At 43.1% G+C, this 15,159-nt stretch carries 12 protein-coding genes; 8 read left to right on the top strand and 4 right to left on the bottom strand.

Annotated elements, in window-relative coordinates; translation table 11 throughout:
- Positions 1 to 11: 11 nt before the first annotated feature.
- Both nirB and cobA read right to left on the bottom strand, forming a co-directional pair.
- Positions 12 to 2,576, bottom strand: a complete 2,565-nt coding sequence (nirB, locus tag L4D20_RS06720; RefSeq protein WP_428800824.1) for a nitrite reductase large subunit NirB — start codon at positions 2,574 to 2,576, stop codon at positions 12 to 14.
- Between the two features lie 52 nt (positions 2,577 to 2,628).
- Positions 2,629 to 3,447, bottom strand: a complete 819-nt coding sequence (gene cobA, locus L4D20_RS06715; RefSeq protein WP_428800823.1) for a uroporphyrinogen-III C-methyltransferase — start codon at positions 3,445 to 3,447, stop codon at positions 2,629 to 2,631.
- 414 nt (positions 3,448 to 3,861) lie between these two features.
- On the opposite strand from cobA, the gene L4D20_RS06710 reads away from it, so the two are divergent.
- On the top strand, positions 3,862 to 6,360 hold the full coding sequence (locus L4D20_RS06710; protein ID WP_428800822.1) for a molybdopterin oxidoreductase family protein: 2,499 nt from the start codon (positions 3,862 to 3,864) through the stop codon (positions 6,358 to 6,360).
- A gap of 68 nt (positions 6,361 to 6,428) precedes the next feature.
- Positions 6,429 to 7,022 carry a cysteine dioxygenase gene (locus L4D20_RS06705; RefSeq protein ID WP_428800821.1) on the top strand — a complete coding sequence of 198 codons (594 nt, stop codon included), beginning with the start codon at positions 6,429 to 6,431 and terminating at the stop codon, positions 7,020 to 7,022.
- Between the two features lie 145 nt (positions 7,023 to 7,167).
- Here L4D20_RS06705 and L4D20_RS06700 read toward each other — a convergent pair whose 3' ends face one another.
- Positions 7,168 to 7,692 carry a glycine zipper 2TM domain-containing protein gene (locus tag L4D20_RS06700; RefSeq protein ID WP_428800820.1) on the bottom strand — a complete coding sequence of 175 codons (525 nt, stop codon included), beginning with the start codon at positions 7,690 to 7,692 and terminating at the stop codon, positions 7,168 to 7,170.
- A 228-nt stretch (positions 7,693 to 7,920) separates the two neighbouring features.
- Entirely contained in the window at positions 7,921 to 9,315 is a 1,395-nt protein-coding gene (gene nrfA, locus L4D20_RS06695; RefSeq protein ID WP_428801268.1) for an ammonia-forming nitrite reductase cytochrome c552 subunit, read from the bottom strand.
- A gap of 564 nt (positions 9,316 to 9,879) precedes the next feature.
- On the opposite strand from nrfA, the gene nrfB reads away from it, so the two are divergent.
- Genes nrfB through nrfF form a run of 6 tightly spaced genes read left to right on the top strand, consistent with a single transcriptional unit; the run spans position 9,880 to position 15,080 of the window.
- Complete coding sequence (gene nrfB / locus L4D20_RS06690; RefSeq protein ID WP_428800819.1) at positions 9,880 to 10,467, top strand: cytochrome c nitrite reductase pentaheme subunit; 588 nt, start codon at positions 9,880 to 9,882, stop codon at positions 10,465 to 10,467.
- Between the two features lies 1 nt (position 10,468).
- Positions 10,469 to 11,155, top strand: coding sequence for a cytochrome c nitrite reductase Fe-S protein (gene nrfC, locus L4D20_RS06685; RefSeq protein WP_428800818.1), 687 nt, complete (start codon positions 10,469 to 10,471; stop codon positions 11,153 to 11,155).
- Positions 11,156 to 11,157: 2 nt separating this feature from the next.
- Positions 11,158 to 12,114: a cytochrome c nitrite reductase subunit NrfD gene (gene nrfD, locus L4D20_RS06680; protein ID WP_428800817.1), complete on the top strand. Its 957-nt coding sequence runs from the start codon at positions 11,158 to 11,160 to the stop codon at positions 12,112 to 12,114.
- Between the two features lie 38 nt (positions 12,115 to 12,152).
- Positions 12,153 to 14,111, top strand: coding sequence for a heme lyase CcmF/NrfE family subunit (locus L4D20_RS06675; RefSeq protein ID WP_428800816.1), 1,959 nt, complete (start codon positions 12,153 to 12,155; stop codon positions 14,109 to 14,111).
- Positions 14,089 to 14,631 carry a DsbE family thiol:disulfide interchange protein gene (locus L4D20_RS06670; protein WP_428800815.1) on the top strand — a complete coding sequence of 181 codons (543 nt, stop codon included), beginning with the start codon at positions 14,089 to 14,091 and terminating at the stop codon, positions 14,629 to 14,631. The genes L4D20_RS06675 and L4D20_RS06670 overlap by 23 nt, the downstream gene beginning before the upstream one ends.
- Positions 14,631 to 15,080: a heme lyase NrfEFG subunit NrfF gene (gene nrfF, locus L4D20_RS06665; protein ID WP_428801267.1), complete on the top strand. Its 450-nt coding sequence runs from the start codon at positions 14,631 to 14,633 to the stop codon at positions 15,078 to 15,080. Before L4D20_RS06670 ends, nrfF begins: the two co-directional genes overlap by 1 nt.
- Positions 15,081 to 15,159 lie beyond the last annotated feature (79 nt).

Genomic DNA, 15,159 nt, shown 5'->3' with positions numbered 1-15,159 from the left:
AAAGCGGTTATTTACACTTCAACGACATCGATTTCTTTACCAAAATCATGTTTAGTCGTAGGTGTTGGGAATCGCTGTTCTCGTAGAGTGGTAAACGTTAGGTTTTGATCCGTTTGGTCACTGTTTACAAAGTGCTTAAAGCGTTTCAATTTTTGTGGGTTTTCAATGGTTGTTTTCCATTCACACTGGTATTTAGAGATATTCAGTTCGATCTCTTTTTCTAGTTCTTCCGCCAAGCCAAGCTTATCTTCAATGACAACTTGTTTGAGGTATTCAATGCCGCCTTCTAGGTTTTCTAACCATACTGATGTACGTTGTAGACGGTCAGCTGTACGGATATAGAACATCAGAACGCGGTCGATGTATTTAACCAGAGTGGGTGTATCGAGATCGCTTGCAAATAGGTCGGCATGGCGTGGTCTCATACCACCGTTACCACAGACGTATAAGTTCCAGCCCTTATCTGTCGCGATAATACCGATATCTTTAGACTGAGCTTCTGCACACTCACGGGTACAACCAGAGACAGCAAACTTGAGTTTGTGTGGAGAACGAAGTCCTTTGTAGCGATTTTCGATATCAATGGCGAAGCCAACACTGTCACCTACACCGTAACGACACCAAGTGCTGCCCACGCATGATTTAACCGTACGTACTGACTTTCCGTAAGCGTGTCCGGTTTCAAACCCTGCGTCTATGAGCTCTTTCCAAATCGCTGGTAGTTCATTAAGTTGAGCGCCAAATAAGTCGACACGTTGGCCACCAGTGATCTTGGTGTAAAGGTCGTATTTTTTAGCAACCTCACCCAACACGATGAGACGGTCAGGGGTGATCTCACCGCCCGCGATGCGTGGTACGACAGAATAGGTTCCGTCTTTTTGCATGTTACCAAGGTAGACATCATTGGTATCTTGAAGCTCAATATGTTCGTCTTCCAGAATGTAATCATTCCAGTAAGAGGCCAAGATAGAACCGATAGCTGGCTTACAAATGGTACAGCCAAGACCTTTACCATGAGAGTCTAAAATTGAGTCGAAGGTTTGGATTTTGTTGACGCGAACAATATCGCTTAGCTCTTGGCGAGAATAAGCAAAGTGCTCACAGATATCATTGTTGACCTCAACACCCAAGCTGCTTAATTCGCTATCGAGAACCTGTTTCGCAAGAGCGCTACAGCCGCCACACCCTGTTGATGCGTTGGTGGTCTCTTTCAGTGAAGCCATTGTTGTACAACCAGCGGCAACGGCTTGCTTGATATCACCTTTAGTCACATCAAAACATGAGCAGATCATTGCGGTATCGGGTAGGGCTTCAATCCCCATTCCTGCAGACTCATCTTGTGCCACGTTAGGAAGAATAAGCACGGAAGGGTTTTCTGGCAGTGGCATATCGTTTTGCATCATCTGCAGCAACGTCCCATAAGCCTCGGCATCACCCACTAAGACTGCGCCAACGATTTTCTTTCCATCTTCAGAGATGATTAAGCGTTTATAGACCTGCTCGATTTCATCACTGTAGGTATACGAAAGTGCGCCAGGTGTTTTGTCGTGAACCTCACCAATACTCGCCACATCAACGCCAAGAAGCTTAAGTTTGGTGCTCATGTCTGCGCCAGTAAATTCGAGGTCGCTTGCTTCTTTTGAAGTAGGGAGGCTAGAAAGAATATGAGTCGCGGCTACTTTTGCCATTTGGTAACCAGGCGCTACTAATCCGTAGACTTTTTGATCCCAAAGAGCACATTCGCCGATGGCGTATACATCAGGAAGGCTTGTCTGGCATTGGTTGTTGATAACAATACCTCCACGGCCGCCAAGCTCAATAGCGGTATCACGAGCGAGTTCGTCTTGAGGGCGAATACCCGCCGAGAAAACAATCATGTCAGTTTCAATGTGGCTACCGTCTGCAAAGTTCATACGGTATCGAGCGCTTTCTCCTGCCACGATCTCCGAGGTCGCTTTCTCGGTATGAACCATCACGCCAAGGTCTTCAATTTTACGTCTAAGTAGGTCGCCTCCACCCGCATCAAGCTGAACGGCCATTAGGCGAGGCGCGAATTCTACGACATGCGTTTCAATATTGAGGTTTTTCAGAGCGTTCGCCGCTTCAAGACCCAATAGTCCTCCCCCAATAACCACGCCTGTTTTACTTTGTTTGCTCGACAGTTCGATAGCATCAAGGTCATCTAAGGTGCGATATACGTGACAATGTTCTTGGTCGTTGCCCGGAATAGGTGGAACAAAAGGGAAAGAGCCCGTTGCAAGAATCAATTTATCGTAAGCTTCAATACGTCCGTTTGCGGTAACAACTTGGTTATTGTCGGTATCGAGAGAGGTGACTTTCTCATTCACGACGTAGCTAACGCCGTTTTCTTGATAGTAAGCTTCGCTGGTCATTGCCAGATCTTCGGCGCTTTTACCATTGAAATACGATGTAAGTTGAACACGATCGTACGCTAGATACTTCTCTTCACTGAAGGTGATGATTTCAACATCATCGCTTGGTGACTTGATTAAAGTATCAATGAACTTGTGACCAACCATTCCGTTGCCCACGACCACAATCCTTTGTTTGCTCATTTTTTGACTTCCTGTGTAAATTTATAATTAGATTCTGTTCTTCGAATATTGTTTATGCCGACAGTTTTAATTGTTGATTATCTTCCTGATTTTCACTCTCGACAGAGTGTTTGGTTCGCTTCTCTAGCCATTGCATTTTCTCAGAGATAGAGACGACTTGGCCGATAACAATTAGAGCGGGAGATTGAATATTGTGTTGCTCTTTGAGTTCAGTCAGCTGATTGAGTGTGCCAATAACTGTTTTTTGTTCTTGGGTACACCCTTTTTCTATGAAAGCGATAGGGGTGTTTTCATCCATACCCGAAGACAACAATTGTTGGCTAATCATGTCTGTCTGGCTAAGACCCATATAGATAACCAGGGTCTGTTTTAGAGAAGCTAACGCCTCCCATTTAATTGAGAGTGTTTTATCGGCGTGCGCGGTGATAAAGGTACAACCTTGCGCGATACCGCGATGTGTTAATGGAATTTGAGAATAAGTAGAACAACCAGACGCTGCAGTAATACCAGGAATCACGTCAACACGAATGCCATTTTGAGCAAGCAGCAACATCTCTTCACTACCACGTCCAAATATAAAGGCATCGCCACCTTTCACTCGGCAAATGCTTTTCCCATGAGTCGCAAGCTCAATCATTAGCTGGTTTATTTCATCTTGAGTTCTACTGTGGCTGCCTTTCTTTTTACCAACGTAAATTTTTTCAACATGATCAGGGAAGGTCGCTCGAATTTCTTTGCTGACTAAATTGTCAAAAACAATGACTTCAGCATTATTGATGGCTTTAGCAGCCTTAATTGTCAGTAGCTCTGGATCACCAGGACCTGCGCTAACTAAGGTGACAACCCCGTACTGCTTAGAATTTATCTTCATTGCGTTACTCCATTAACTGCAAACTGATGGGTTGAAATTGATTAATTGGATTAGAGCAAGGAGAGTGCCAAAGCGAAATTTATTTGTGAAAACAAATTATTAATTCTTATATTTCAATTGGATAAGGATTGATTCGTGGCGGTTTGACTTGCTTTTGTAGCACGGCTAACGAATCAAAAATGCGAGTTATTGGGCGTTTATGGTGCAATAGGTTGTAACTTGGTGCAAAAGTACGCACTAACATAATGCGAACTCTACCCATTTATGGGTATGTGGTCTTTGTTGTTTATATAAGTTATTGATTATTAAGTAATGTGTGTTGATCGAAATTGATGCGTTCATTTTGTTGAGCTTGGCGTAAATGTTGCAGATTACGTAAGTAGAAGAATTAGACTCAATGTGGATGAGGCAATAATGAATACGAATAACGAAGGATGGATTAAAACAACCTGCGCCTATTGCGGTGTCGGCTGTGGTGTAGAAGCAAGGCCAATGTCGTCAGGGAAACTGGAAGTTCGTGGCGACCAAGAGCACCCATCGAACTTTGGTAAGCTATGTACCAAAGGGATAGCACTAGGCGATACCGTTATTCATGACGGGCGACTGCTTCATCCTACTTTTCGCGAGAATAGACAGGGTGAGCAAACAAAAAGCCTTGCTTGGGATGATGCAGTAGAATTGGTTGCCGATAAGTTTAATCAAGCAATCAACGAGTACGGCCCAGATTCAGTCGCATTTTACGTATCCGGTCAGTTGTTAACTGAAGACTATTACGTCGCCAATAAGTTGATGAAAGGATTTATTGGCAGTAGCAATATCGATAGTAACTCTCGCCTCTGTATGGCTTCATCCGTAGTAGGACATAAACGCGCATTTGGTACCGATACCGTTCCGGTTAGCTATCAAGATATTGAACAAACCGATGTGGTTGTGATTGTGGGATCAAACTTAGCTTGGTGCCATCCGGTGCTTTTTCAGCGATTGCGTCAAGCCAAGCAAGCGAACCCCGCGATGAAAGTGGTCGTTATTGATCCTAGAGAAACAGAGACTTGTAGCATCGCGGATCTTCATCTCGGTGTTAAATCAGGTTCTGATGTTGCTTTGTTCAATGGCTTGCTGAGCTATTTAGATGAGAACGGGCACGTAGATCATACCTTTGTATCACAGCACACTCAGGGCTTTGATAAGGCTTTAAAGCAATCGACGCTAGAAAGCAACGCTGAAATTGAAACTGGGGTCGATAACCAAGATCTTATCGATTTTTATCAAACGTTCGCTGGTGCCAATAAAGTCGTCACTATCTATTCTCAAGGCGTGAACCAATCGAGCCAAGGCTGCGATAAGGTGAACAGTATAATTAACTGCCACCTAGCAACGGGGCAAATAGGTAACGTAGGATCTGGTCCATTCTCTGTGACTGGTCAGCCTAACGCAATGGGCGGCCGTGAGGTTGGGGCACTGGCCAATACGCTTGCAGCCCACATGGAATTTGATGACCCGACACAGCATCAAATGATCAGTGATTTCTGGCAAACTGATTCACTAGCTAAAAAGGCAGGGCTAAAAGCCATCGACATGTTTGATGCCATGAAAGAAGGTAAGATCAAAGCGGTGTGGATCATGGGCACCAACCCTATGGTGAGCCTGCCCGATAGCGATAAAATTAAAGCAGCATTAGAAACCTGCCCATTTGTCGTTGTGTCAGATTGTATTGAAGATACTGAAACCACGCGAATGGCAGATTTGTTATTGCCCGCTCAAGGCTGGAGTGAGAAGTCAGGAACCGTCACCAACTCAGAACGTCGAATCTCAAGGCAACGTCGATTGCTACCTAGCCCCGGGAGCGCGAAGCCCGATTGGTGGATAGTCAGTGAAGTTGCGAAAAATATGGGCTTTGAAGATAGTTTCAGTTATCGCCATGAAGGAGAGGTTTTCAGTGAATATGCCCAGTTAACGGCATTAGGCCATGAAGAGAAACCAAGAGATTTAAATCTTATTGGGCTTACTCAGCTTGATGACCTAGGCTATAGCCGATTAACGCCACAGCAATGGCCCGTGCTAGAGCTTCAATCTGAGCTTGTGCACCGCTCACTGTTTAGCGACTATCGTTTTTATACTACTAGCGGAAAAGCGCAGTTCATTGCGGTTCAGCATGCAAAACCATTAGGCGAGACAGATAAGAGCTATCCACTGGTGCTTAACAGTGGTCGAACACGAGATCACTGGCATACCATGTCTCGAACGGGGCTATCAGCAAGGCTAGCGTCTCATGCTTCAGAGCCTTATGTACAAATTCACCCTATTACTGCTCAAACGTATGACATCTTAGATGGGCAATTGGTTGAGGTGACCAGCCAGATTGGTAAGGTGATTGCCCGTGCAACCACCACTAAAGAGGTGAGTGAAGATCAACTCTTTATGCCAATACACTGGAATGCGGTAACTGCGAAACAGAGTAAACCTTGTGAGCTCATTTTACCCATTAGCGATGGCTTGTCGGGGCAGCCCGAGTTCAAGCATACGCCAGTGAATATTTCCCCACTTTCCATGTCGTCATCTGCTGTACTGTTATCAAGGGTGATTCTGAACTGTGATTTATTTGAATACTGGAGCCGACAGAAAATAGAAGATGGTTATCTTTATCGAATTGAATCGTCATTGGGCCAAAAAGAACTCATTAAGCCTGTGCAAACATCGGTGGAAAGACTGAGCGGTGAGGTTATGGAAACTACTGGTGCAAACTTCTATCGAGCTGTGAATCTGTTCGACCATCGCTGCCAACAAATCGTTTGGGTCGGAGAGAAAATTGATGAATCACATGTCGCGCAGCTAATAGAGCAGTTTAGTCAAACTTACGATGAGAAAACGAAGTTTGATGCTATGCGAATTTCTAGTGAACAGAATGCTGCTTAGGAGTGTTTGGTCTATTGTTTAGTAGGTGTGCAATAAGCAAAAGAGTAAATCTCTTCTGAGGAGATCGCTTGTCCGAATCTACTAATACGGCAACTAGTACAAATTCGCTGCGCAGCTTAATCGGCTCTGATGACACTATATGCTTTGATGAGTTTCTAGTTCATATGGAAGCGGCGAATAAACCACTATCACTGTCTACTATTCGTTATTTGCTGGATAAGGTTACGTTGAGCAATGGGGAAGTAAAACGTCTCGCGAGTTTTCAAAAAGAGAACTATTGCCGTAGGCGTTTGTTTCGTAGTGAGCAATGTGAAATTCTTATTCTTAGTTGGCTAAATGGTCAGCGCAGCAAGATACATGATCACCTTAATTCTGCATGTGGTGTGAAAATCTTACTCGGAGACGCGACTGAAACGGTATTTGACACCGCAGACAATGGTCAAATTTACGCGACAAATTCCACTTTTTATAAAGAAGGGTCTGTCACGGTAGGGCAAGATGATGACATTCACCAGATATCTAACTTACAGTCTGATGATTTACCTTTAGTGACGTTACATGTGTATTCACCGCCGTTGCAAGCATTTCACATCTATCAATTGGACGGGAGTGCACCTGAGTTACTGAACGTAGCGAACGATTCTTGGTTTTACGAAATATAGCCTGTTTGCCATCAATGAATTTGAAGCTAAGGGTTTGCTTAGTAACTAGAGTTACCTTATCGCAGGGGTAGTTGAATTAGTGACACAACCTGAAAAACTAAATAGTCAGGTTGTGTAGTAGAAATGATGATTAATTCATTATCTTTTAATGGGGAATAATTACCTTCCCATCAATAATTGGAAAGGTATTACTTTGAGGCTGATTGTCCGTTCGAACTGTTGTTGAAATTCCCGCAATTTCATAAGTGACATCGTAGCCCACGACATCTGTCGAGTTGGTGTACTCTGTAGTACAGCGTATTTCTGTCGTTGTCGTAGTACTATTCTTCTGAGCATTTTCTTGAATCTGTCTGCCTGTCATTGCCCCCGCAACGGTACCGACCGCGGTTGCGACTGTTTTACCCGAGCCGCCACCGACTTGATTACCAAGTGCTGCGCCTGCTGCGGCCCCGCCAAGTGTTCCTAAAACTTTTCCATCATCTTTGACTTCTGCCTGTTTTGTCACAACAACGTCATTACACACTTTGTGTGGTGTTTTAGTTGACTCTGTTACGGCTTCTACCAGTGTAATTGTTGCGTGTGTCGGCCCTGTTGGGATAGATGCCTCTTCTTTACATGCTGCGAGTACAAGTATGCCGGTTATTGCTAAAGCAATGGCTTTAATATTCATTGTTATATCCTGACTAGGTGTATTACTTGGGCGATATAGTAAGGATAAAACGTATAGATAAATCAGCTGCGTATGAAGTCTATGTCATTGTATGGTGAAGAGTCAGGGCAGTTTTAGAGTCGTGTAAATTAGCGTTCAAGGCAGTGTTTCTGGGCTAGATATGATTGATAAAAAAAGAGCCAAGTTATGAACTTGGCTCTTTATTGCTGTTGTGATTTTTAGTGTAGCTTAGTAATCAGCTTGACGTTTCTCTGCGGCTTTTTCCCAATTAGGAACAACCGTTTTCAAGAAGTCTTGCTTCTCTTTGTTCATGCCATCCATATCCATACCAAGAGCTTGTTGTGCTTTCTCTTTGGTTGAAATGTCTGGAATTTCAATCGGGTCAGTAATGCCTTTCTTCGCAAGCAAGCGTACAAGTTTAGTACGGGCATCAGCAGCACGGTCGACAGCTGTTCCAAGCACTTCAAGCGCGACCTCAGGAGCGTGCATATGGACACCGTGAGAGGCTATAGCATAATCCCAACGCCATTGTGCATGACGAATATCTTGTAGAATTGGTGCCATTTCTGCTTCCGTTGCACCGGCATCCCATGCTGCGCCAGCTTCAAAGTGCGCTGCAACAATTTGTTTTTCTGCCGTTAGCTTCATATTTAATACTTGAGCTTTACGAGTTGAAACGATATCACGCATTACTTGCTTAGATTGAGTATGACACTGAGCACAAGTATCTTCGAAGCGATCAAATGGGTTACCCACTTTATGATCCGTATAAACGGTGCCGTCTTCTTTGGTTACTTTTGGCATATGACAATCGGCACAAACCACTTTGTTTTTACCGTGCATGCCATCACGCCAAGTCTCGTAGCCCGGGTGTTGAGCTTTCAACATTGGTGCTTTAGAGACTTTATGTGTCCAGTCTTTAAAACCAAGCGCGTCATAGTAGCGCTCCATTTCTTCAACCGAGGTACCCATATCCCAAGGGAACTTAACGCCCTTAGTTGGTCCGGTAAAGTAGTACTCGACGTGACACTGAGCACATACAGAGGCCTGTTGGTCTAAACGAGATTGATGTTCAAAAGGCTTATCGATGGCTTCAAAAGCTCGCTCAACATAAGGCTTAGTGATGGCTAGAGCTGGCTCGCCATTTTTAAACTCTTCACTTCGAGTATCGTGACAATCAGCACAACCGATAGGGTTTGAAATTTCAGAGCCTAAACGTGCCCATTTACCTTCAAAGTATCCATCTTCTCCACGCTCTTCAATAACGCGGCCGACATCTGGACTTTTACAGCTCCAACACGCCATTGGCATTGGACCCGACTTTTCATCTTGAGGTCCACCAGTACGCAGTGTTTGACGTACATCGTCAAGGGCGAAAAAGTGACCACGTGCTTTGTTATAGTCTTTAGCAAAACCATAACCTGCCCACATGATGACCATGTTTGGATCTTCCGCTAGGGCATCTTCTATCTGTTCACTTTCTGAGGTTGCTTTCCAAGTCTTATATTGGTCGGGGTGGTTTTGCTCGTAAGTTTCATTACGAGGGTCAGCTTCAGCTAATCCTTTTTTTTCTGATGCAGCAAAACTCGTAGCACTAAATATAGTGGCGGCTACCAATATCATTGCTGCAGCGGATTTAGGAATCCAATGCAATTTTTTCACAGTGTTATCTCCGTATTCTGTTTTTGTTATAAACAGCGTTGTGAACTGGCTATATCGAAATAAAGAATTGGAGAACTATTAATAATATTACTGGATGTAACAATTAATAATAGTTGCTTACATTGAATAGATTGTTTTAGATCAATTCACAATGGTGATGTAGCTCACGATTCCCCCTTTCTACCCCTTAAGGGTTATTTCTGGTTCTGTTAACCTGATTTTTATCAAACACTTAGCGACAAAGGCCTGAGAATAAATAGGGTGATACGTGTCTACTTTTTGAACTAATACCCTACCTCTAAATAGGCAGGCGCGTAATATAAACAATATAGCGTTGTGGCTTATTCCGAAATAAGAATTGATATCATTTAGGGTTTGTTTTTTATAACTCTGGAAGACGTTAAATTTGATCAGTAAATAATAGTTGCGAATAGTTATTATTAGCATTTAATTGTCACTTAACAGTATGATTATCGTTTTTAATAACCAGTTCCTGTATTAGCACTGATATAAGGAAAGGATAAAATGGGCAATATAAAGTTGGCCATAGTCATAATGCTAAAGTCTATTCTTGCATTCTGCCTCTATGGTTATTCTCTTCATGCCGTTGCCGATACTTCAACCTTGCAGTCTGAAGATACGTCAGGTCGACATGAAGTTACGCTTATCCGTGACAAGGACTATAAATGTGTCCAATGTCATAAGGATTCAAAAGAGACATTATCAGGTTCCCATGGAGAGGACGCGCACAAGATTCTTGGTCGTGAAGTCAACTGTACGGAATGTCATAACAGTATAAGTCCGGATCACCGTGAAGGCGCCCCGGAAGTCATCAAATACTCCAGCGCACAATCTAAACAAGGTACGGATAAGGTTTTTCAAGATCCTGAACTGATTTTGAAGGCTAACAGTGAATGTATTGATTGTCATACCCCTAAAAAGTTACAAGATAAGAGTTGGACACACGATGTTCACGCTAAAAACCTTACCTGCTCAAATTGCCACGATGTTCATGCTAAGAAGGCTAAAGTTCTAGGAATAGAACGTAAAGAAAAAATCCAAATGTGTGTGGATTGCCACTCTGATTTTAACCAAAAAGAAGAGGAGAAGTAGTATGAGCTGTTCTAGACGAAACTTCTTAACTGGCGCTGGTGCGGTAATTGTTACTACTGGTATAGCAGGAACGGCCACGCTAAGTAGCCGAAAAACGTTGGCTAACGTTGAACAAGATGGCACTAGGCTTTATGGCATGGTGCATGATGAAAACGCTTGTATCGGTTGTACTGCCTGTACAGATGCGTGTCGCGAAGTGAACAAGGTTCCTGAAGGTGTGTCTCGCTTAGAGATTGTCCGCAGTGAGCCGAAAGGTGAGTTCCCTGATGTTGAATACCGCTTTACACGTAATTCTTGTCAACACTGTGATAACGCCCCTTGCGTGATGGTTTGCCCAACGGGTGCAGCCTATAAAGATGAAAAAACCGGTATTGTCGATGTTCACCAAGAGAAGTGTGTTGGTTGTGGCTACTGCCTGTTAGCGTGTCCTTACCAAGTACGATTCTTCCATCCTGAAAACGGTTCAGCAGATAAATGTAACTTCTGCCGCGATACTAATCTTGCACAGGGTAAATTACCTGCGTGTGTGGAATCTTGTCCTACGAACGCTTTAACCTTTGGCGATCTTAATGACCCTGCGAGTGAGATAAGCAAGTTACTCAATAATGAGGTTGTTTATCGAGATAAGTTGCATTTAGGTACTAAGCCTAAGTTGTACAAAATACCGCATAACAAAGGGGAGGTTTGATCATGAGTGCATGGGCTACCGCATTTCAATCTGGTACGGTCGTATGGGATTGGATCATTGCAATCTATCTGTTCTTAGCTGGTATGTCAGCGGGTGCAGTAATGATCTCAATATATTTAAAAAGGAAGGTTATCGAAGGCGATGCTGCTGACAATGGAATCATGAAAGCAACGGCTTTTCTGGCGCCATTTGGTATCGTTGTTGGCTTAACTATTTTGGTTTTCCACTTAACTAAGCCGTTGGATTTTTGGAAGATCATGGTTTTCTATAATCCGACGTCAGTAATGTCGATGGGTGTCATGCTGTTTAACATCTACATGGCGGTACTGTTTGCTTGGATTGGTATCATCTTCAGGAAACAAATCGTAGGCTTACTACAGGGTAAGTTTGATTTTGTTGACGGAATATTGGTGAAACTAGGACAGTTTGAAAATGCTATTGAAGTCTTTCTTGGCATCTTAGCCGTTACATTAGCTGCTTATACGGGCTTCTTATTATCAGCGCTTCAAACCTTCCCAATGCTCAATAATCCGGTGTTACCGATATTATTTTTGTTCTCTAGCTTGTCATCAGGTGCTGCGGCATGTTTGCTGTTTGGTATATTGGTGTTTAAAGAGCCAATGAACAGCCCGAGTGTTAGTTGGGTTCATGGTTTTGAACGTCCTGTTGTACTGTTTGAACTGTTTGTTCTTGTTACTTTCTTCACTGGCCTTATCTTTAGTGGTGGTCAAGCAGAGCTTGCAGCTTGGAATGCTATTGGGAGTGGGTTTTGGGCTAAATGGTTCTGGATTGGTGTTATTCTAGTGGGCATGATTTTACCACTAGTGCTTAATGCAGTAACACCGAAGGAAGTTCGTCATAACAGCGGCTTTATACTAGTTGTAACGACCTTGAGCTTAGTGGGTGTGTTAATGCTCAGAACGTTTATCCTCTATGCAGGACAAATGACAGTCGTCTAGATTGTTTTCATTATAGCGATGAGGTCAAAAGGATAAGAATGGTAGGAGAGTTAGGCTTTGTAACGCTACTTTTGGTTACAGTATTAAGTTCAGTTTTAGCATTTTATTACGTAGTAGAGCGTTGGTGGTATAAGCAAGAGACACATGCTTTGATGCTACCAATTACACGACTTAATGGCTTACTCTCTTTATCAAGTTTGCTCTTATTAGGAGCAGCGTTTGTGACGGACCAGTTTGGTCTTGAATACGTTGCCTCCCATTCAAATTCTCAACTTCCTGTCTTCTTCAAAATAGCGGCCATTTGGGGTGGGCATCAAGGGTCCATGCTATTTTGGGTGATGACACTGTGTTGTTGGGCAACCGTGATATCCTTCATTAAGCAAGTTCGATCGCAGTATTTAAGCGATGTGCTTTGGTTGATGAATTTGTTAATTGCTGCTTTTTCTTGGTTTACCCTACTCGCGTCAAATCCATACGCGCCATCTTTTGAGTTCATGAGCGAAGGTCGTGATCTTAATCCGATGCTGCAAGATGTCGGATTGATATTCCACCCTCCTCTTCTTTATCTCGGTTACATCGGCTATGCAACCGTGCTGGCTTTTGCTTGTGCATCAATGATGCGCGACAAGTTCGATGTTGAATGGTTAACTTTGAGTCGTAATTTCACACTGGTTTCTTGGGTGTTCTTAACTGGTGGAATTGTATTAGGTTCGTGGTGGGCCTATTACGAGCTTGGCTGGGGAGGTTGGTGGTTCTGGGATCCCGTTGAAAATGCGTCACTGTTACCCTGGTTAACGGGTACTGCGCTACTTCACGCACATCTAGCTGCACATCGATACAAAATGTTTCATCGTTGGGCAATCGGGCTCGCCATCTCGACATTCTGTTTTAGTATTCTTGGTACATTTATTGTTCGATCAGGGGTGCTCACATCTGTTCATGCGTTTGCAGTTGACCCAGGTAAAGGTATCGCTCTACTGCTCATTTTAGTAACCGCACTGATTGGTTCGTTAGGTTTATTGGTCTTCAAGTTCGATGCAATTTCGAGTCAGCCGGTTCGAGCATTAGTCAGTCGTAGCTATCTCCTTTATGTCGCGATTGGGCTGTTAGTTGTTACTACGTTTACCGTGTTTCTTGGCACTTTTTATCCGATGCTGTATGAGCTTTTTGGCCTAGGTAGCATTTCTGTTGGTGCCCCTTATTTTAATACGCTGATATTACCCATTACACTGTTATCTCTTGTTGCCATGGGTATCGGTCCGTTATTGAAGTGGTATAAAGGTCATTACGTTACGCTAAGACAGTGCTTATTTATTATTGGGTTATCTCTGTTATTGGGCAGTGTGTGCTATGTGGGGCTTCTTTCTCTAGTTCAGTATCCTCAACTACAGACTGAGCAGTTATTTGTTACACAGATTAAAGGTGTTGTATGGTTTGTTTGGATACTGGCAATATGGGTTATCGCGAGCCACATATATACGTTCATTGCCGCTGGATATAAATTAAATCAACTTGCTTCGCTATTGGCTCATGCAGGCATAGCTATTTCATGTATTGGTGCTGTAATGAATAGTGAGCACTCACATGAATTAGGGCGAAAGCTGTCTAGTGAGACTCAGTTTGATTTTCAGCAGTGGCAGGTTATTTATCATGACACTCACTGGGTTGTTGGACCTAACTATACCGCTGAGCGCGCTGAGATAGAGTTGATTCACCAAAATGGACAGTCATTTACTGTTTCACCCGAACGTCGTCATTATCCCGTTCGTGTTATGAATATGAGTGAACCGGCTATCAAAATTTTTTGGCATGGTGATATTTATGTCACTCTAGGTGAGAAATTAAGTAGTAATAGTTATGCGGTAAAAATACAGTACAAGGCGTATATTCGCTGGGTTTGGTTTGGTACTTTTATGATGATGTTAGGCGGGGTTGTGGCGATGATGTCATCAAAAAAAACAAGAGTAGAGCAACATGAGCAAGTCCAAGTTACGTAATTTAATCATCTTAACGATAGTTGTCTTTAGCTTCGCGATCATAACGATAATCAGTATCTTCAATCAAAGTAACTCTAAGGTGGTTGAAGGTGCCGTTCGAAACTTCCCTAGCTTTAGTTCAGTTGATCTGGTCGTTGGTGATAAAACGATAACTGAACAAGTGATGATAGGGCGGGGACACCAAATCGTAAATGTTTGGGCAACGTGGTGTGGCGTTTGCCGAAGTGAACACAGTTATCTATTGAGTTTAAGTCAACAAGGTGTGCCTGTTATCGGCTTGAATTATCGTGATGATATGCGAGCAGCCCAGCAGTACTTAATAGATGACGGTAATCCATTTAGTGATGTGATATTCGATCCTAAAGGTCAATTAGCTATTGATCTCGGTGTTGTGGGTACGCCAGAAACCTACCTAGTGAATAATGAAGGTATGATTGTAAAAAAACACATTGGTCGATTAACAGAGCTTGTGTGGCAAAAGCATTTTAGTTCGTACTTTGATGAAGAGAGATCACTTTGATTCGTATTTTTTGCTTTGTATTGCTATTCCTTTCTCCTACCTACGCCGCTATAGCCGACACGCAGGCGGTTTTTTCTGCACCGACTAAAGAAGCCTCTGAGCTTGTTGAACTGTTTGAGTTTCATTCCCTAGAGCAGCAAGTCGTCGCGGTTAACCTCGCCAAGTCTTTGCGTTGCCCCCAATGTCAGAACCAAAATCTGGTTGAATCAAACTCTCCAATTGCGAAAGATTTGCGCTTGATTGTATTCAAAAAAATCAACGAAGGGCAAAGTGAGCAGGAGGTGATTGAGTTTATGACGGCTCGCTATGGTGAGTTTGTTCTATATAACCCACCAAAAACTGTTAAGAATGCAATCCTGTGGGGGCTACCTGTGCTCTTGCTTATATTGTTTGGATATTTCTCGTATCGCTCAATTAACAAGAGTGATAGTAAGGTCAACAGACCCTAAACATATACCCAAATAATCTCATTTAAGAACCCTTATTTTTGCTAGATTTTGTTAATAGACGATCACATGCACTTCTATT

Origin of the sequence: Vibrio kyushuensis (assembly GCF_050337325.1) — a bacterium.
GTDB classification, from domain to species: domain Bacteria; phylum Pseudomonadota; class Gammaproteobacteria; order Enterobacterales; family Vibrionaceae; genus Vibrio; species Vibrio kyushuensis.
Note: the sequence above shows the minus strand (reverse complement) of the source record. Positions and strands in the feature narration are given on the sequence as shown.

Bases quoted from the DNA above. Each gene is read 5' to 3' on its own strand.
- nrfD (WP_428800817.1), top strand. From the start codon at position 11,158: ATGAGTGCATGGGCTACCGCATTTCAATCTGGTACGGTCGTATGGGAT.
- nirB (WP_428800824.1), bottom strand. From the start codon at position 2,576: ATGAGCAAACAAAGGATTGTGGTCGTGGGCAACGGAATGGTTGGTCAC.
- nrfA (WP_428801268.1), bottom strand. From the start codon at position 9,315: ATGATATTGGTAGCCGCCACTATATTTAGTGCTACGAGTTTTGCTGCA.
- L4D20_RS06675 (WP_428800816.1), top strand. From the start codon at position 12,153: ATGGTAGGAGAGTTAGGCTTTGTAACGCTACTTTTGGTTACAGTATTA.
- L4D20_RS06670 (WP_428800815.1), top strand. From the start codon at position 14,089: ATGAGCAAGTCCAAGTTACGTAATTTAATCATCTTAACGATAGTTGTC.
- L4D20_RS06710 (WP_428800822.1), top strand. From the start codon at position 3,862: ATGAATACGAATAACGAAGGATGGATTAAAACAACCTGCGCCTATTGC.
- cobA (WP_428800823.1), bottom strand. From the start codon at position 3,447: ATGAAGATAAATTCTAAGCAGTACGGGGTTGTCACCTTAGTTAGCGCA.
- L4D20_RS06700 (WP_428800820.1), bottom strand. From the start codon at position 7,692: ATGAATATTAAAGCCATTGCTTTAGCAATAACCGGCATACTTGTACTC.
- nrfC (WP_428800818.1), top strand. From the start codon at position 10,469: ATGAGCTGTTCTAGACGAAACTTCTTAACTGGCGCTGGTGCGGTAATT.
- nrfB (WP_428800819.1), top strand. From the start codon at position 9,880: ATGGGCAATATAAAGTTGGCCATAGTCATAATGCTAAAGTCTATTCTT.